This is a genomic window from Paraburkholderia unamae (genome assembly GCF_003096875.1).
Taxonomy (GTDB): domain Bacteria; phylum Pseudomonadota; class Gammaproteobacteria; order Burkholderiales; family Burkholderiaceae; genus Paraburkholderia; species Paraburkholderia unamae.
The window spans coordinates 330,788-348,520 of the sequence record NZ_QEOB01000008.1 but is presented as its reverse complement, the minus strand read 5'-3'; the positions used below and the strand labels follow the sequence as shown (position 1 = coordinate 348,520).

14 protein-coding genes are annotated in these 17,733 nt (G+C 68.5%); 3 read left to right on the top strand and 11 right to left on the bottom strand.

All coding sequences use genetic code 11. The features are described 5' to 3' along the window. Positions 1-27 precede the first annotated feature (27 nt). Positions 28-657, bottom strand: a complete 630-nt coding sequence (locus C7402_RS19010; RefSeq protein WP_116611653.1) for a TetR/AcrR family transcriptional regulator — start codon at positions 655-657, stop codon at positions 28-30. Positions 658-904: 247 nt separating this feature from the next. On the opposite strand from C7402_RS19010, the gene C7402_RS19005 reads away from it, so the two are divergent. Together C7402_RS19005 and C7402_RS19000 are read left to right on the top strand one after the other, a co-directional pair. Then, positions 905-1,291, top strand: coding sequence for a YybH family protein (locus C7402_RS19005; RefSeq protein ID WP_112172202.1), 387 nt, complete (start codon positions 905-907; stop codon positions 1,289-1,291). Between the two features lie 352 nt (positions 1,292-1,643). Beyond that, positions 1,644-2,498: an alpha/beta fold hydrolase gene (locus tag C7402_RS19000; RefSeq protein WP_112172203.1), complete on the top strand. Its 855-nt coding sequence runs from the start codon at positions 1,644-1,646 to the stop codon at positions 2,496-2,498. 39 nt (positions 2,499-2,537) lie between these two features. On the opposite strand, the gene C7402_RS18995 is transcribed toward C7402_RS19000, so the two are convergent. The 5 genes from C7402_RS18995 to C7402_RS18975 all read right to left on the bottom strand — a co-directional run bounded on the left by C7402_RS18995 (position 2,538) and on the right by C7402_RS18975 (position 8,729). Further along, positions 2,538-3,845 (bottom strand): four-carbon acid sugar kinase family protein, encoded by a 1,308-nt coding sequence (locus tag C7402_RS18995; RefSeq protein ID WP_116611652.1) that lies wholly within the window; start codon positions 3,843-3,845, stop codon positions 2,538-2,540. Further along, the gene (locus C7402_RS18990; RefSeq protein WP_116611651.1) at positions 3,842-5,110 is read right to left on the bottom strand and encodes a ribulose-bisphosphate carboxylase large subunit family protein; all 1,269 of its coding nucleotides are present in this window, start codon (positions 5,108-5,110) and stop codon (positions 3,842-3,844) included. The genes C7402_RS18995 and C7402_RS18990 overlap by 4 nt, the downstream gene beginning before the upstream one ends. Continuing rightward, a complete protein-coding gene (locus tag C7402_RS18985; protein ID WP_112172206.1) occupies positions 5,107-5,646 on the bottom strand; it encodes a VOC family protein in 540 nt (179 codons plus the stop codon). Before C7402_RS18985 ends, C7402_RS18990 begins: the two co-directional genes overlap by 4 nt. 100 nt (positions 5,647-5,746) lie before the next feature. After that, positions 5,747-7,651: a TRAP transporter large permease gene (locus tag C7402_RS18980; protein ID WP_112172207.1), complete on the bottom strand. Its 1,905-nt coding sequence runs from the start codon at positions 7,649-7,651 to the stop codon at positions 5,747-5,749. Between the two features lie 52 nt (positions 7,652-7,703). Next, positions 7,704-8,729 (bottom strand): TRAP transporter substrate-binding protein, encoded by a 1,026-nt coding sequence (locus C7402_RS18975; protein WP_112172208.1) that lies wholly within the window; start codon positions 8,727-8,729, stop codon positions 7,704-7,706. 212 nt (positions 8,730-8,941) lie between these two features. Here C7402_RS18975 and C7402_RS18970 point away from each other — a divergent pair, with 212 nt between their 5' ends. Continuing rightward, complete coding sequence (locus tag C7402_RS18970) at positions 8,942-9,994, top strand: LacI family DNA-binding transcriptional regulator (protein WP_112172209.1); 1,053 nt, start codon at positions 8,942-8,944, stop codon at positions 9,992-9,994. On the opposite strand, the gene C7402_RS18965 is transcribed toward C7402_RS18970, so the two are convergent. The 5 genes from C7402_RS18965 to C7402_RS18945 form a co-directional block, all read right to left on the bottom strand. Next, the gene (locus C7402_RS18965; RefSeq protein ID WP_116611650.1) at positions 9,963-11,435 is read right to left on the bottom strand and encodes a cytochrome P450; all 1,473 of its coding nucleotides are present in this window, start codon (positions 11,433-11,435) and stop codon (positions 9,963-9,965) included. The genes C7402_RS18970 and C7402_RS18965 overlap by 32 nt on opposite strands. A 13-nt stretch (positions 11,436-11,448) precedes the next feature. Then, a complete protein-coding gene (locus C7402_RS18960) occupies positions 11,449-12,159 on the bottom strand; it encodes a YceH family protein (protein ID WP_116611705.1) in 711 nt (236 codons plus the stop codon). Between the two features lie 89 nt (positions 12,160-12,248). Continuing rightward, positions 12,249-15,026: an Hsp70 family protein gene (locus tag C7402_RS18955; RefSeq protein ID WP_116611649.1), complete on the bottom strand. Its 2,778-nt coding sequence runs from the start codon at positions 15,024-15,026 to the stop codon at positions 12,249-12,251. 5 nt (positions 15,027-15,031) lie between these two features. After that, on the bottom strand, positions 15,032-16,876 hold the full coding sequence (locus tag C7402_RS18950; protein WP_116611648.1) for an Hsp70 family protein: 1,845 nt from the start codon (positions 16,874-16,876) through the stop codon (positions 15,032-15,034). Beyond that, a complete protein-coding gene (locus C7402_RS18945; RefSeq protein ID WP_116611647.1) occupies positions 16,873-17,475 on the bottom strand; it encodes a DUF2760 domain-containing protein in 603 nt (200 codons plus the stop codon). The genes C7402_RS18950 and C7402_RS18945 overlap by 4 nt, the downstream gene beginning before the upstream one ends. Positions 17,476-17,733: the final 258 nt, after the last annotated feature.

The window sequence follows — 17,733 nt, the reverse complement described above, 5'->3', positions numbered from 1 at the left end:
CGCCTTGCGCCCGCGTTGCTGTTTGAATCAATCCGCCGAACGCCCTGGGCGCGCGTTGCCGTCTTTCCTGATCGCGAGCATCAGCAGTGCCAGGCATTTGTCGAGTTCCTGCTGAAAACGCCTCGCGCTGTATTCCTCATGAATCCACATATCGAGCGCGCCCGTGAACACGAGATGCACGACGCTCGCGAAGTCGCTCGCCCGCATGCCGTCGGGCAAGCGGCCGGCGCTTTCCAGCGGTTGCATGACGCCGCGCCAGTACGCGAGGCCGCGCGCCATGAAGGCGGGTCGATGGACCGGGTCCGGCACGCTCAGCAGAAAGCGCATGAGCGGCCGAAAGAATTCAGGATCGCCGGTGAACTGGCGCACGGCTCGCCGCGCGCTGTTGCCCAGATGGTCGCGCATGGCCACGCCGGCTTTGGGTGCGACACCGGGCTCGGCCAGCGCGTCCGCGCGCCGGTTGAGCAGCGCGTAGAGCACCGTCGACTTCGAGCCGATCAGGTTATAGGCCGTGGCGAGACTGAGCCCGGCTTCCTGGGCGAGATCGCGCATCGAAAAGTCCGTGTGGCCCGTGCGCCGGATGAGCGCTTCCGCTGCCGCGAATATCGCTTCGCGCCGCGCCTCCTTGGCCGCTTCCCTCACCGTTTGCATTGCCATTCCCCTGTTTCATGAGCGAGCCGCCGGAGCGCTCGCGAGTCACGAGAAATTTATAACGGCTTATAAATTTACCCGCCAGGGAATACCCGCAATTTCGGGCAAACGGCTTCCGCCAGATGGACACGACGTGAAGCGCGGCGTGCCTGCGCGAGCCGCGCCGCCCCTGCTACCATTCGCCTTTAAGGTCGCTCGCCGCCATGCTCACGCTCGTGGCGACGTCCATAACCGGACTACGACGGAGCCCAGCATGACCGATGACGAACGCGCGATTCGCGAGCTGGTGCAGACCTGGATGGACGCCAGCCGCGCAGGCGACACCGCCACGGTACTGAGCCTCATGACCGACGACGTGGTGTTCACCGTCCCCGGCCAGGCGCCCTTCGGCAAGGCCGAATTCGCGGCCGCCTCGCAGGCGCAGCAAGGCATGCGCATCGACGGCACGGCCGAGATCGTCGAGCTTCAGGTGCTGGGCGACTGGGCGTTCCTGCGCAATCGCATCGACCTCTCCATCACGCCGCCGGGCGCCGCGCAGCCCATGCGCCGCGCGGGCTACACCCTCACGCTGGTGCGCCGCGACGCGAGCGGCCGCTGGCTGCTTGCGCGCGACGCCAATCTCGTGGCCGCGAAGGAATAGCGCGAACCGGGCCGCCTGATGCATACGACCGGCACGCCAGTCGGCACTCGCCGCTGGCCCCGGGGCGGCGTGCGCGTCGAACTCGCGCTTTGCGCGCGCGCTCGCGGCCTGCCTGATTTGCGCCTGGACGCGCCTCGATCAGCGGATCGCCGGATCCTCCCCAAGCGCACGCCGAGCCGACGCACCTGACCGGCTTGCTTTCATCTTTGAAAGACAGCAGCCCCGGCAACCATGCCTCGCCGCGTTGCGCCCCCTTTTGAATCAGAAAACCTTATCGATCTCATCAGTTAATTGAGTTTCCCTTAATTATGCGGTTGCGGCAAAGTGACGCTCATACGCCCGGAGTCTCTCCTTGAACCAACGCATCGATCCCTCACTGCTTGCCGCGCCCGATCTCTCGTATGCCACGTTGCATTCGGGCATTGCCCTGCCGTTCCTCGAACGCGGCGACGGCGAGCCGCTGCTGTTCGTCCATGGTTCACTGTGCGACTACCGGTACTGGGCGCCGCAGTTGAACGGTCTTTCGGAGCATTTCCGCTGCATCGCGCCGAGCCTGAGCCACTACTGGCCCGCAGCGGACGCCTGCATCCAGGGCGATTTCGGCTGGGAGAGCCACGTGGCCGAACTGGCCGACTTCATCGCCGCGCTGGGCCTCGAATCGGTGCATCTGGTGGGCCATTCGCGCGGCGGCTGCATCGCCTGGCATCTGGCGCGCCGTTATCCGCGCCTCGTGCGCACGCTGGTGCTCGCCGATCCTGGCGGCCCGCTCTCCCGCGTGGACGATGATGAAGCCGCGCTGCCGAGCGCGACCAATGCGCTGCGCAACCGCGCCGCCGACCTGATCCACGGTGGCGAAGTCGAAGCCGGGCTCGAACTGTTCGTGGACTCCGTGAGCATGCCGGGCGCGTGGAAGAAAAGCCCGGCGGGCTTTCGCCAGATGGCCATCGCCAACGCCACGACGCTGCCCAAGCAGCTTCAGGACCCGCTGCCGCCGTACGCGCCGCGCGCCGCCGGCGAGATCAAGTGCCGCACGCTGCTCATCGACGGCCAGCGCAGCCCGCTCATGTTCCGCAACAACGTCGAGGCGCTCTCCGAGTGGATCGAGTTCGCGCGACGCGTGACCATCAAGGGCGCCACGCACGGCATGAACGGCACGCACCCCGACCTGTTCAACACCCACGTTCACACGTTCATTACGCAGGGTTGAACGGTAAAGCGCGCGGGCAATGCACCGGCGACGGTCGCATTACCCCGTGAGCAGGCGCTCGAATAGATCCACGCCCCCCATCTGCCCGCCCTTGAGCATGAGCTCGATGCCGTCGAGGCGTTCGTCGTCGGCATGAAGGCGGCATAGCGCGACACCGGGCGCGAGCGTCGCGCACCACGAAAGCGCCCAGGCGCCGAGCGAGCGCACCGCGTGGCTTGACGTGTCGCCGCCCGCCACCCCGGCCCGGCGCACCGGCGAGCGGCGCAGCACCCCCTCCAGCAATGCACCGCAGGCGAGCGCGAGCGCGTTGCCCGCGCCTGCGGCCGAGCGCGCGCGATCCGTATAGGCGAGCACATGGCGGCCTTGCCTCAGCAACGCCACCATCGCGTCGATCTGCCGATTCAGATACGCATTGCCTTCCCTTTCGTCGATCAAGCACGCTGGATCGAGGCGCATGCGCGTGTACGACGCGGCCGCTTCGATTTGCGCCTCGGTGCGTGGCGAGAGGCTGCCCGCCAGCACGAAAACCGGCCCCTGCGCAGGTTCCGGCCGCACGTCTTCGCTCACCACGGGGCGTGCGCGAGCGTCATCGGCCAACACCCACGCCTGCGCGACACTGCTCGCCCCCACCGCCAGCAGCGGCTCGCGCGCGGCGCGATCGCGCATCAACCGGCCGATCGCACGCAGATGCGCTGCGTCCTGCACGTCGAACAGTAGCCCGTCGGGCGCGCTGCGTAGCGCGTTGTCGACGTGATCCGCCAGCGCGGCCTCCCCGCGCCCATAGGCGCGCCAGTCGATCGCGCCGAGGTTCGCCAGCCCCTGCGCGTGCAAATGCAAACGCAAATCGGCCTCGTGTATCGGCGTGACCGGATGGCGGCTCATGGTCGGATGACGGTCGATGCGAAACACCGGTTCGCCCTCGGCAGCCCCCGTCGCGGCGAACAACTGCCCGAATAAACAGTAGCGCTGCAAATCGGGCTGACCGCCCACGACCACGCGCAGCGGATTCGCGAAATACGCGCGCAACGTGGCCATTGCCACGCCGATGCTGCCCACCTGCGGTGCGCTGTCGAACGTGGAGCACACCTTGTAGTGCATCACGCGTGCGCCCAGCGCCGCGAAGCGCGCGCCCACCACGGCGAGTTCCGCGTGCATGGCCGCCGGGTCCATGGAGCGCGCCGCGCCCGCCACGCCAATGGCGTCGAGCGGTCCGGCATCGGCCAGACGTATTTCATCAGGTATGCGAAGGAATAGCAGCGTGCGCAGGCCCGCGCGCGCCAGATGCGCGAGCGTATCGGTCGCGCCCGTGAAATCGTCGCCGTAGAACGCGTAGGCGGGCACGTTCATCGTTTGGCCGCGAAAAATTGCAGCGCGCGCCGCAATGCGGGCCGCTCGTGCGCATGGGTTTCCAGGTCGACGCCCGCCTCGCTCGCGGCCCACGCTTCGCGCACGCTCGTCACACCCGCCGCCGCGCCGTCCGGGTGCGCGAGAATGCCGCCGCCGCACATGAACAGCAAGTCGGCGCTCGGCACGGCCTCATGAGTCGCGCGCGCCGTGCCCGCCCATTGGCCCGAAGAAAACGCGGGCATCACCGCATCGTCGAACGCGTCGGTGAGCGGCGTTGCGCAGTCGCGCGCGGACTCGATCACTTCGGCGTCGCTCTGCGCAAACTTGCCGCCAAGGCCGTGCACATGCATGTGATCGACGCCGGCAAGCCGCCAGAGCGTTTGATACGCCTGAAACGACATGCCGAGCGCCGGGTCGCGCGACATCATGCCGTAGCCGTTGCGGTGCGCGTGCAGCACGAGCGGCGTGGCGCGACGCAGCGTCTGGAGCGCCGAGAAGCCGCACCAGTTGATGCTCGCCATCACGCAGGCGCCGCCTTCGCGCTCCACGAGGTCGGCGTGGCGGCGCATGGCGTCCAGTTCGTCGGTGATGTTGAAGGCGATCATCACGTTGCGCCCCGTGCGCTCGCGGTAGCGCCGCACCTCGGTCATCACGGCGCGCACGCGGGCTTCGATCGGCGCATGCGCGGGGTTCGCACAAACTTCGTCATCCTTGATGAAATCGACGCCTGCTTCGCACAGGTCGCGCACGAGCGCGGCCGTTTCCATGGCGTCCATGCCCACGTTCGGCTTGACGATGGTGCCGATCACGGGGCCGCGCGCCACGCCGGTCAGTGCGCGCGTGCCGCGCACACCATGGCGCGGCAACTCGAAGCGCGCGCGATACGCGGCGGGCAGACGCAGCGCGACCAGGCGCATCCCGGTCGTCTCGCCAAGGTCGTAGAGATTGCCGGCCACCGTGGCCGCGAGCGTGGGCAAATTGGCATCGATATTCGCCACCGGAAACGACAGCGTCACGCGCGCGCGCCGGTACGGGCCACCGATTTTTTCGCGCGCGAGCCACGCGCTGGCCAGGCTCGGCTGTTGCGCCGCTTCCCGCTCGTCGATGCGCAAGACGCTCGCGCGACTGCGCGCGCGCAGCGCGTCGGTTTCGTTGTGCACGCGCACGAAGGTGCCGCTCGACTGTTCGCCCGCCATCACGTCGGCCACGCGCGCCGGGTCGAGCGGCGTTTCGATCAGATAGTCGGCTTCGATGCTCGTGCTCATAACGCCGCCAGATCGGGAAAGGCGCGTACCGGATCACGTCCGTCCCAGCCCGCCGACTCCGAGCGGATGAGGTCGAAGAGTTTGCCCTTCGGCCCGGCCACTTCGGAAAGCTCGATCACGGTGCCCGGATGCGTTTCGGTGTCGAAGTAGACGAAGCGCCCGTTGCGCCCCACCTCGCCGCTCATCGCCACCTTGAAGCCCTGCACGAGCAGGCGTTCGAGATCGGCGTCGAAATTCGTGGTCCAGTAGGCGTTGTGCTGCAAGCCCGTGTGTCCCGCCGCGAGAAAATCGCGGTACATGGAAGGCGCGTCGTTGCGCGTCTGGATCAGTTCGACCTGCAACGGCCCCGAATTGGCGAGCGCCACCGAGTTATGCACCTCGTAGGCCTCGCCTCGATAGCGATAGTTCTCGATCGGCACGCGCTCGTTGTAGAACCAGGGGCCGACGCCGAGCACGCGGCTCCAGTAGTCCATGGCGGCCTCGATGTCGCGCACGACATAACCGGCCTGACGAATCTCGCCGAAGAAGCGGCTCATAACACTCTCCACACTGCTGCAAGGATTGAAGGACGAGCGCCGCCCCGGCGTGGCGCAATCCGCTGCGCGACGCCGCAAGCCACGACCCGTAATGAACGGTTCAGAGAAAGCCGGTGGAAATCCAGGGAATCGCCGCGATCAGCACGAGCCCCACGAACAGCGCGCACATGTAGCCGACAATCGGCCGGATGCCCGCGTCGGGATTGACCTTGCTGATCGCGCAGGCGGAGTAGTAGCCCACGCCGAACGGCGGCGAGAACAGCCCCAGTCCCATCGAAAGAATCACGACGATGGCGTAGTGCACCTCGTTCACGCCCGCCATGCGCGCAATCGGAAAGAGCAGCGGCCCGAACAGCACGATCGCCGGAATGCCTTCGAGCACGCTGCCGAGCAGCGTGAACACGACGATCGAAACCGCAAGGAAGCCATACGATCCACCCGGCATCGCGCCCATCCACTGCGCGAGATCCTGCGAGAAGCCCGATTGCGTGAGCGCCCAGGCCATTGCCGTGGCGCAGCCGATGATGAAGAGGATCGCACCCGAAAGCGTGGCGGCGTCCACGAGCATGCGGCCGAGGCGCCGCCATTCGAAGCGCCGGTAGACCAGCAAGCCGATCGTCATGGTGTAGGCGATGCCGATGGTCGATACCTCGGTGGCGGTCGCCACGCCCTCCACCACCGCGGCGCGAATCACGAACGGCAGTGCGAGCGCGGGCGCGGCGATCACGAGCATGCGGCCGATCTCGCGACGCGAAAAACGCTGCGCGCCGCTCAGGTCCTCCTTGCGATAGCGCCACCACACCACGGTGCAGAGAATGGCGGCGAGCAGCGCGGCCGGCAGCATGCCTGCCGTGAACAGCGCCGAGATCGACAGCCCCGTGACCGAGCCGATCGTGATGAGCACGATGCTCGGCGGAATGGTTTCGCTCTGCGCCCCCGTGGTGGCGAGCAACGCGACGAGATCGCCCTCGTTCGCGCCGCGCTTTTTCATCTCGGGAAACAGCACCGGCGCGATGGCGGCCATGTCCGCGACTTTCGAGCCGGAAATACCCGAGACCAGATACATCGCGCCGATCAGCACATACGAAAGACCGCCGTGCAGGTGCCCGACCAGACCCGCGAGAAATTCGATCATCGCGCGCGCCATGCCCGTCATTTCAATCAGGAGTCCGAGGAACACGAAAAGCGGCACGGCGAGCAGCACGAGATGCGACATGCCCTCGTCCATGCGGCCGACCATGACTTCCATGGGCGTGAAAGTCGTGAGGCTCAGATAGCCGAAGGTCGCGAGCGCGAACGAGAAGCCGATGGGCACGCCGGAAAAGATCCCGATCGCCACCACGCCCACGAAGAAGATCACGAGATTGAGCTTGCCGAGCGTTTGCAGCCAGGGCGCGGCCTGCACCGCGAGCACGCCGATCGCCACGGCGAGTGCGGCCATGACGAGCACGTCGCGCGCGCGGCCCACTTGCGCGAGGCGGATCAGCCCGACGATCAGCATGAGCGCGGCGCCGATGGGCAGCGCGGCTGCGCGCCAGGCGTCGCTGATTTGCAGCGCGGGCGTGAGGATCGGCAACTCGCCCGAGGCGAAGTCATAGGCCGGTTGCAGCAGCAGCGCGAGAAACGCGATCGAGGCGCAGATCGCGAAGGTATCGACGAATGCGCGCGCTCGCGGCGAGAGCCGGCCGACGAACGCCGTCATGCGCATGTGCTCGCCGCGCCGCAGCGCGAGCACGGCGCCGAGCATGGCGAGCCACATGAAGAGAATGCCGGTCAGTTCGTCGGACCAGACAAAGGGCGCATGAAACGCATAGCGCGAGATCACGCCCGCGAGCAGCACCACGATCTCCACCGCGAGCAGCGCCGCCGCGCACACCTCCACGAGCCCGACGAGCGCACGGTCGAACCCGCGCAGCGCGCGCCGCCATGCGCTTTTCGCGGCGCGCGCGGCCGCCGCGTCGAGGGGATCGGCGGCTTCGGCCGGGTGCAATGCCTGATCGGTCATGATGCGGGTTCCTCGCGCCGTTTCCCGGCTCAATCGTTCCACCTTGGCGGCCTCAGGCGAGCTTGCCCACCGTCTGTTCGAGCAGGTCCCACGCCTGGTTGCCGAAGCGCCCCTTCCACTGCGCGTAGAAGCCGGCCTGGCGCAGCGCCGTGCGGAACGTGTCGGGCGCCGGCTGGTTGATCGCCAGGCCCTTGCTCTTGAGGTCGGCCACGGCGGCCCCGTTGAGTTTCGCCACGTCCTCGCGCTGCTTGACGGCGGCCTGGTTGAACGCGTCGCTCGCGATACCCTGCAAGTCCTTCGGCAGCCGCTGCCACGCGCGCGGGTTGAGCACGAACCAGTAGCCGTCCCAGATGTGGTTGGTCAGCGAGCAATACTTCTGCACTTCGTACAACTTCGCCACCTGCACGATAGGCAGCGGGTTTTCCTGCGCATCGACGATATGCGTCTGTAGCGACGAATACACTTCGCTGAACTGAAGACTCGTGGGCGCGGCGCCCAGGCCCTTGAACATGTCGATGGACAGCGGGCTCACCGGCACGCGGATCTTGAGCCCCTTCATGCTCTGCGCGTTCGCGATCGGGCCGCTGCTCGTGGTGGTCTGGCGAAAGCCGTTGTCCCACATTTTCTCGAACGATTCGAGGCCGGCCTTGCGCATGGCGTCGCGCGCGAACGTGCCGAGCGAGCCGTCCATCGCCTTCCACACCTGGTCGTAGTCGCTGAACGCAAAGCCCACCGCGTTGATCGCCACCGCCGGCGCCAGCGTGGAAACCACGAGCGACGAAGGCGTGAACATCTCGATGCCGCCGCTGCGCACCTGCGCGAGCATGTCGGTGTCGCCGCCTAGCTGGTTGTTCGGGAAGATGCGGATTTCCATGCGCCCCTTCGAGGCGTCCTTGACCTGGTTGGCCGCCTCCTGCGCGCGGATGTTCAACGGATGCGTGAGCGGCAGGTTATTGCCGTACTTGAAGACGAACTCGGGAGCCGAAGCGGCGCGGACAATAGCGGGAAAGCCGAACGCGCCGGCCATCGGCGCCGCGGCGGCGGCGCGCAGCAGAGTGCGCCTCACCTGGTTGGTCATGATGACGTGTCTCCAAACAGTTTTATTGTGTGATTGATGGTTTCCCGTGGTACATCAAAAACCATCATTCCGTCCGCGCTACGCTTTGCACTATCATCCTCACATCCTTGCATGATGCAGCGGCGCGATAGCTGCAAGACTAGGTGGCGCGGCAAAAGCTGTCAAACCGCGCACCTGATGGTTTTTGATTGATTTCCGATCGGAACGACGTCATGTCTGAAACGATTTCCCCGCTCGTCGCGCGCGCCCGCATCCCCGATGTCGCCCGCGCGGCGGGCGTCTCGACCGCCACGGTCGACCGCGTGCTCAACGGCCGCGAAGGCGTGCGCGCCAACACCGCCCAGCGCGTGCTGCAAGCGGCCGCGCAGCTCGGCTACGTGCTCGCGCAGGACGCGCCCGCCGGGCAGCCCGCCCGGCCGCTGCGCATTGCGTTCCTGCTGCCGGCGGGCACGAACCGCTACCTGCGCATGCTCGGCGACTATATCGAATTCGCTCACGAGCAATGGAGCGCGCTCGGCATGAAGTGCCGCGTGCAGTACGTGGAAAGCTTCAATCCGAACGAACTCGCGCTGCGCCTGCTGCAAGCCGGGCAGCGCTCGGAGGGCGTGGTGTTCATGGCGCTCGAACACCCCGTGGTGCGCGACGCCGTCAACACGCTCGCCGACCAGGGCGTGCCCGCCATCACGCTGATCTCCGATCTATCCAATGCGCGCCGCCTCGCCTACGTGGGCATCGACAACCGCTCGGCCGGCCGCACGGCCGGTTTGCTGCTCGGCCGCTTCATGGGCCCGCGCCCGAGCGGCAAGATCGCGATGATCGCGGGCAGCCTCAACTATCGCGGCCACGAGGAGCGCGAGATCGGCTTTCTGCATCTCGTCGAGTCAATGTTTCCGCAGGTGAGCGTGATCGGCCTGCGCGAGGGCCAGGACGACAGCGAGCGCAATTACGAGCAAACGCGCAGGCTGCTCGAACAGCATCCCGATCTGGCGGGCGTCTACAACAGCGGCGGCGGCTCGGACGGCGTGGGCCGCGCGATCGTCGAGGCGAAGGCGGAGCAGAAGATTCTCTTCATCGGGCACGGACTCACGCCCGACACGCGCGCGCTGCTCATCGACGGCACCATGGATGCGCTCATCACGCAAACGCCGCAGTCGATGGTCGGCAACTGTCTGAAGATTTTTCGCAACGTCGCCGAGCGGCGCGACCCGCTCGCCGATGTGAAGCCGATCCAGTTCAGTATCGTGCTGCGCGAGAATCTGCCCTAGCGCCCCCACGCCATTCGAGCTGCACCGGCATGCGGTTCGGCACCATCGCGAACGCCGTGACCTCCTCGATCGTCGCGGGATCGGCGGCGAGCTTCACCTTGAAGTGCTTCATCAGCATGGAGAGCACGAGCCGCATTTCCACGGCGGCCAGATGCCGCCCCGGACACACGCGCGGCCCCGCGCCGAACTGCACCCACGCGCGCGAGTCGTGCACGCGCTGCGCGGCAGAACCACCGCTGCCGCGCAGCCAGCGCTCCGGGTCGAAGCGGCCGGGCTGCGAGTAGTGACGCGCGTCGAGCATGGGCGGGCGCGTGAGGAAGAACATCTTCGAACCCGCGGGCAGCGCGACATCGCTCACCTGCACGTCCTCGACCGGCTCGAACGCCATGATCGCCGCCACCGGGCGCAAACGCAGCGTTTCGGTGCACACGGCTTCGAAGCGATCGAGATCCTTCATCAGGCCATAGTCGGGGCACACGGCCGCTTCGCCCAGCACCGCGCGCGCTTCGTTGGCGAGGCGCGCCTGCAACGGCTCGTCGGCGCAAAGATAGTAGAGCGACCACGCGAGCGCGTTGGCCGTGGTGTCCTCGCCCGCCAGCAGCAGCGTGAGCACGTTGGCGGCGATGATGTCGTCGGTCACGTCGGCGCCTGGCGCGTCGCGCAGAGCAAGCATCGCTTCGAGCAAATGGCGCGGCGCCTCGGCGGGGTCGTCGCGCATGCGCTCGCGCGAGCGCGCCATCATCGCGCGTATCGTGCGATGCACTTCGGCGAGCGCCCGGTCCGTGCGGCGGTCGCGCGGCAGGCGCACATAACGCCAGTACGGAAACGGCGCATTCACGCGATGCATGAGCGTCGGGAAAATCTGCGCGAGTTGCTCCTGGATCACGCCGCGCTCCTGTTCGAGCGTGCGCGGGTCCTCGCCAAACGCCAGCGCGCTCGTCACATCCACCGTGTAGCGCTTGAGGTCGTCGGTCATCTCGACCACCTCGCCGCGTTCGGCCGCGCGTTGCCAGCGCGCGTGCAGCCGCTTCGTGATGGCTTCCAGCGTGGGATAGAACGCGCGGATATGCGGCAGGGACAGCGCCTGCATCACCAGCCGGCGTTGCGGCTCCCATGCCGCGCCCTCCGCCGAGAACACGCCGTTGCAGCCGATCTCGGCAAGCACGGGTTCGAGCGCCGCATAACGCCGATATCGGTGCGGGCGCTCGCGCATCACGCTCTGGCTCAGTTCCGCGTCGCTCCAGACCGTGACGGGCATGCCGCAGATCTGGAAGCGATACGGGGTGCCAAGCTCGGCCGCCCAGTGTTCGAGCACGCGGTGCAGCTTCGGCGCGTTCAACTGATGCAGGTTGCCAAGCAGCGGCAAGCCGCGCGGGCTCGGCAAATCATGGACCTGCCGCACCTGGCGCGGGCGCCGGGCGGTGGATGCGGCGGCGTCCATGGGGCAACGCCGCTTAGTCGAGCGACATGCCGAGTTCCGCGGCCATGCGCGCGACGAGCGCTTGCAGCCGCGCGACTTCTTCGGCAAGACGCTGCTGCTCGGCGCGTACCGCTTCGAAGTCGGCGAGCGAGACGCCCTCGCCGGCGTCCTCGCGCGCACTCGAAGCCGCGCCGCCCGCGCCCGCAAAACTCGCCACGTTCACTTCGCCGCACAGCAGATGTATCCAGCGGCTTTCGCGCTCGCCCGGCGCGCGCGGCAGCTTGATCACGAGCGGCGGCTCGCGCTCGGCCAGTTCCTCGAGAAAGCCTTCGACCGACGAGACATCGGCGAACCCATGCAGGCGCGACGAATTCAGGCGCAGCTCGGCCGCCGTCTGCGCGCCGCGCAACAACAGCACCGTGAGGAGCGCCACCGCCTGGCTCGGCACGCCGAGCACGCGGTTCAGGTTGTGCTCGAAGCGCGGCACACGGCTGCTGCTGCCTTCGAACACGAGGCTGAGCAGCTTGAGGTCCTCGATCGCGGCCAGCACGTCGGCTTCGCTCGCATTCATGACCGGGGTGCGCGCGGTCTTCTGGTTGCAGCCCAGCGTGAGCGCGTTGAGCGAGAGCGGATACGTGTCGGGCACGGTGTGCTGCTTTTCGACCAGCACGCCGACGATACGCGCCTCGAGCGGCGTGAGCGCGCGCAAGGCGCGCGGCGAGGAGGCATCGGCAGGAGAATTCATGGGCAGATCAGGCTCGCTGTGGTTCATGTTGGAATCAGGCGTTCGATCATACGCGCGCCGGGCCTGCCGCAGAAGCCAGGCGGCGCGAATCAGCCCGCCGCGATCAGCTTCAACCCGGCCGGGAGCGCCTCGCCGAACACGCGGCCCGTGTCCGCCGTATCGAGCGCCACGACTTCGTGCACCATCGTCACCCATGTGGGCGGCGCATTCGCCGACTCCAGCCTGCGCACCACGGTCTCGCGCAGCTCGGGCGGCAAATCGCGCGAGCGGTCGCCCGTCATGCGCGCGATCTGCGCGGCGGCGAACATCGCCGGTTCGACCTTCTTCCAGTCGAGCGCGAGAATCGCGTCCAGCCAACGCGCGGCGGTTTCCGGCGGCACCACGCCGTGCGCGCTGCCGTAGAACGGCTGGCGCGCGCCGATGCGGCCCACGGCCCACCACGTCTGATGATTCTCCGAAGACTTCTGGAGCCGCTGCAACAGCCGCTCGCCGATCTCGATCTTGCGCTGAGCCGCGATCTGTTCGAGCGAGGCATAGAGCCGGATCATGTCCGGCGCGCCGAGCTTCGCGGGATCGAAGGGCAGCTTGTGGCGCTTCGAGCCTGCCGCCTCTTCGAGGTACGTCATCGCCTCCAGCACCTCGTGCTGCTGCGCCTCGTTCAGGCCGCCCGCCGCGCGCCGCCAGAGCGTCCACCACTCCGACCACACCTGGCCGTCGTTCACGAACTGGATGCCGTCGTCGAACAGCGTCCAGAGCTGCTCGACACGCCATTCGTCGAGCGGATAGCCGAAACCCGGACGCAGGCTGAAGCCCGCCAGGTTCAGCCATAGCCGTTCGTGATCGGCCGAGCGGCGACGCTTGCCCACGCGTTCCCAGAGCACGCCGAAGAGTTCGCGCAGAAGCGGGCCGTCCCAGTTCTGGCGCGGCCCGAGCCGCTCTTCGAGATGCGCGCGCAGGCGCTTCACTTCCTTCCCGTCGACCTTGGCGGAGCGCGCGCCGAACACGCGCTCGATCGCTTCGATGGCGTCGCCCAGGCCCGCGTGGTTCGCGGCGCCGCCCGCCGCGTCGCCCTCGTGCTCCGCGCGGCGCAGCGCGAATTCGAGCAGCCAGCGCTGCGAGGCGTCGTCGGTGGCGATGCAGTGCATCTCCAGCGTGCCCACTTCGGTCAGCGCGGTCGTGAGCTTCACAGGGCGCTCGCGCGCCGTTTTCGCAGCGCCGCCGTCGCTCGCGGGCACCACCGTCGCGAGCGGCGGCAGGCGCACGAAGTCGCCCGCCGCGAGATCGGCCAGTTCGCCCGGCGCCCATGCGGTGTCGGCCACCGTCGACGCCAGATGGAACTGCACCGGCTGGCCGAGCTGCAACGCGAACGTGCGGTCGTCCAGATGCAGTTCGTGCCCTTCCTCCGTGCCGCGCGGCAGCACGCACACGCCGCGTGGCGCATCGCTCGCGGCTTCGTCGAGCACGAGAAAGTAGCTGCGCGGCGAGCCGCCGCCAATGCGCGGCGCGTGGCCCGCGCGCGCGAGCGCGTAGGCGACCGCGCCGCGCGCGACGGCCACGTCGGGTTGATCGTTTTGCAGCACATTGAGCGCCTCGCCGCGCCACGCGCCGAGCGTATCCGCGAGGCGCTGCGAGAGCGCCTGCGCGCGGAATACGCCGCCGTTGAGCAGCAAGGCGTCAGGCACCGGCAGCGCGCCGCTTGCCTCGCCGCCCAACGCCTCGCGCGACTGCGCCGCGAAGCGTTGCAGGAAGGCCGCGATATGGCGTGTGATGGCCGGATCGGCGGCATAGGGCAAGCCGAACTCCACGATCGCCGCGCGCGAGCGGCGCGGCAGGTCGCCCGCGCCGCCCATCGGGAAGAAACCGTCCACCACGATCTGCGCGACTTCGTCGCGGCCGAGCTGCGTGGTGCGCGCGCCGCCCACGAGCCGCGCGCCCGCGCCGAGCAGCGTGATGGGCACGGACTCGGGCGCATTGGCGTCGAGCAGTTGCTCCTTCGCCACCCGGCAGCGTTCCACGAGTTGTGAAAGGCTCGCCGCGCTCAAGCGGGTTTGCGCGCTCGCGAGCCGGCTTTCGGCCAGATGCGCGAGCGCGAGGTCCATGTTGTCGCCGCCCAGCATCAGATGGTTGCCCACGCCAATGCGCGCGAGCTGTGGCTCGCCGTTCTCGAACCCCACCTTGATGAGCGTGAGGTCGGTCGTGCCGCCGCCCACGTCGCACACCAGCACGAGGCGCGACGCGCCCAGCTGCGCATCGAGCGTCGCGCGATGGTGATACAGCCAGTCGTAGAACGCGGCTTGCGGCTCTTCGAGCAGGCGCAGCGCAGGCAGTTTCGCGAGCCGCGCCGCTTCGAGCGTAAGCGCGCGCGCGCCGTCGTCGAACGAGGCGGGCACGGTGAGCACCACGTCCTGATCTTCGAGCGGCGCGTGCGGGAATCGATGGTTCCACGCGGCGCGCACGTGCGCGAGATAGCTCGCGCTCGCGGCCACCGGCGAAACCTTGGCGACGTCGTCGGGCGCGCCCCACGGCAGGATGGGCGCGAGACGGTCCACCGCCGCGTGCGAGAGCCAGCTTTTCGCGCTCGCCACGAGCCGGCCCGGCACCTGCGCGCCGAGCGTGCGCGCGAGGCGGCCGATCACGGCGCCATCGCCCGGCGCAGGCGCGCTCCACGGCAAGCGCAAATCGCCGGCGGCGAGTTCGCCCGCCGCCGGGTGATAGCGCGCGGAAGGCAGCATCTTCTCCGCGCCCACTTCGCCGAGCGCGGTGAGCTGCTCGACGTCGAACACGCGAATGGCGTCGCCGCCCTGCTCGACGTACGCCACGACCGTGTTGCTCGTCCCCAGGTCGATGCCGACGACGTATTGCTTCATCGGGCTCAGTCGCTTGCCGTGCCGCGCACGTCGAACTCGACCTTCCAGCGCTCGTTCGTGCCGCTCGGCATGGCTTCGAGCTCCAGCGTGCCCGCTTCCGTCACGCGCGCGTGCAGCTTCACGGGCACGACCTCACCGGGCGTGCGGCCTTCGGTGGGCAGCGTGGCCTGGATTTCCTCAAGCTCTTGCAGCTCTTCCGCCGACCAGTAATCGAGCATCGTGCCGACCTGGTCCTGACGCCGCACCGACGAACCGAAGAAGCGGAAATGCACCGGCTCGCCCACCACGAGGCCGAACTCCTGCGGCGGCAGTGCCGCATCGGTGCCCTCTTCCATGCCGAAGGGCGCGACGCACAGCGCCGACACCGGCGGCTCCAGCCCCGGCACCGCCGGCATGGCCGACTCGACCGCCACGTAATACGCGCGCGCCGTGCCGCCGCGAATGCGCACGCCCTTGCCGCGCTTCACGTAGCCGTAATAGGCCGCGCCGCGCGCCACCGCGAGGTCGAGGTCCGCGCCGCCCAGCAAACGCGCGGGCGCGGCGCCCTCGGCCGCGAGCCAGCCGCCCAGGATGTCGAGCACGCGCTGCGAGAGCAGCGGCGACTTGAACACGCCGCCGTTGAAGAGGACCGCCGTGGGATGCAGAAAGGTCGCGCCTTCGGGCGGCGCGCCAAAGCCTTCGAGTTCGGCGAGCGCCTGCACCTGGCGGCCGAGGAACGCCGCGAGGTGGCGCGTGACGCCCGCGTCCTGCGCGTACGGCAGGCCGAGCTGCGTGAGACCCACGCGCGTGCGCACGGCGGGACGCGCGGCGGCGTCCACCTGCGGGAAGAAGCCTTCGAGGATGATCTGCGTGAGTTCGGCGCGCGTGAGTTCCGTGCGGATCGACCCGCCGATCAGCTTCGAGCCGCGGCTCGGCACGACGAGCGGCACCGTATCGACCGAAGCGTCGCTCAGCAGGGTTTCCTTGGCCGAGCGGCACGCGTAGGTCAGCGCGCGCAATTGCCACGGATCGGCTTGCGTGCCCTGGGCCGCGAGCTTGCGCGCGACCACGTGTGCGAGCGCGAGATCCATGTTGTCGCCGCCGAGCAGGATGTGCTCGCCCACGGCCACGCGGTGCAGTTCGAGATTGCCTTCGCGCTCGACCACAGCGATCAACGAAAGGTCGGTCGTGCCGCCGCCCACGTCGACGACCAGAATGATGTCGCCGACCTTCACTTCCTTGCGCCACGCGCCGCCGCTCTTCTGGATCCAGCTATAGAGCGCCGCCTGCGGCTCCTCCAGCAGCGTCATGTTGGCGTAGCCCGCGGCCTGCGCGGCTTCGGCCGTCAGCTCGCGCGCGGCCGGGTCGAACGAGGCCGGGATCGTGACGGTGATTTCCTGGTCGACGAACGGCGCTTCGGGATGCGCGTGGTCCCACGCCTCGCGCAGGTGCGTGAGATAGCGCACCGAGCTTTCGAGCGGCGACACGCGCTCGACTTCCGGCGGCGCGTCGTTCGGGAGGATCGCCGCGCGGCGGTCCACGCCGGGGTGGCACAGCCAGCTTTTCGCGCTGGAGACGAGGCGAATGGGCGTGCCCGCGCCACGGCTGCGCGCGAGTTCGCCCACGGCGTAGTCGCGCGTGGTGGTCCACGGCAGCGTGAGGTCGCCCGGCGTCAGCTCGCCCGAGTGCGGCAGGTAGAGAAACGAAGGCAGCAGGTCGGGCGACTCCAGCGTGCCGGGCGCCGTGAGTTGCGTGACGTTCAGCACGCCCTGCTGGGTCTTTTCGCCGTCACTGGCGGCGAGGTCGACGTAGGACAGTGCGCAGTGCGTCGTACCGAGGTCGACGCCAATCGAATATCGCGAATCGCTCACAGCTCCACCTCCGCGGGCGCGATGATGCGCGCGTCGTGCGTCTTGACGAGTTGCGGCAGCTTGACCTCCTCGACGCGCCAGCCGCGATGCGTGAGGCTGCCGCTGAACGGCGCCTCGCCCACCACGTTGCCGGTGAGGCGCACGGCGGCGGCGTCGAAGCCCGCCGGCAGCGTCACGCGCGAGCCTTCGGACTCGCTGCGCACCGGCCGAATCGCGAAGTGGTCGCGCAGCGTGGCGCGGCAGCCTTCGTGGACGATGCGGGCGGCGGCGCCGATCTCGGCGTCGGCGTAACCGGCGATGTCTTCCTCGACGAAATCGACAAAGCGCGCGTTGCGCTGGAGCAGGCCGAGCAACTGGAGCGCGGCGTCGGGTGTGGCTTCCTTGATAACGGTGGGCGCGGGAGGCGGCGCGGGCGGTGCCACGGGCGCGGCGGCCGGTGCGGGCGTGGCCACCGGCGCGGCGGCGGCGGGCGCAGGCGTCAAGCCACCCTCACGCAAGCGGCGCACGTTGGCGGCAAGCTCGCCGTCGCCGAGGATCGCGAAGAACGACCCCAGCGCGACCGAAAGGCGGCCGAAGAAAGACAGATTCGATTCGGGCATAAAGACGACTCCAATATCGCTTGAGGCTCGCAGACAAGGCGAGCCGGCCTGCCGGGCTCGCGACGAGGCCCGATCGATGCCTGGAAGGAGGCGGCCGGCAGGGAAAACTCGAGCCCGGCGCGGGCTCAAAACCCGTATTTTGCCTTGTCGCGGGCTGGATCCGGTCAAAAAGCGGGATTGAACGGGGGATTGGCGCGCGCGGCGTGGCAATTCGGCGTGCACGCGAGGCCCCGCGCGGGGCCGCCGGCGCGGGGCGCA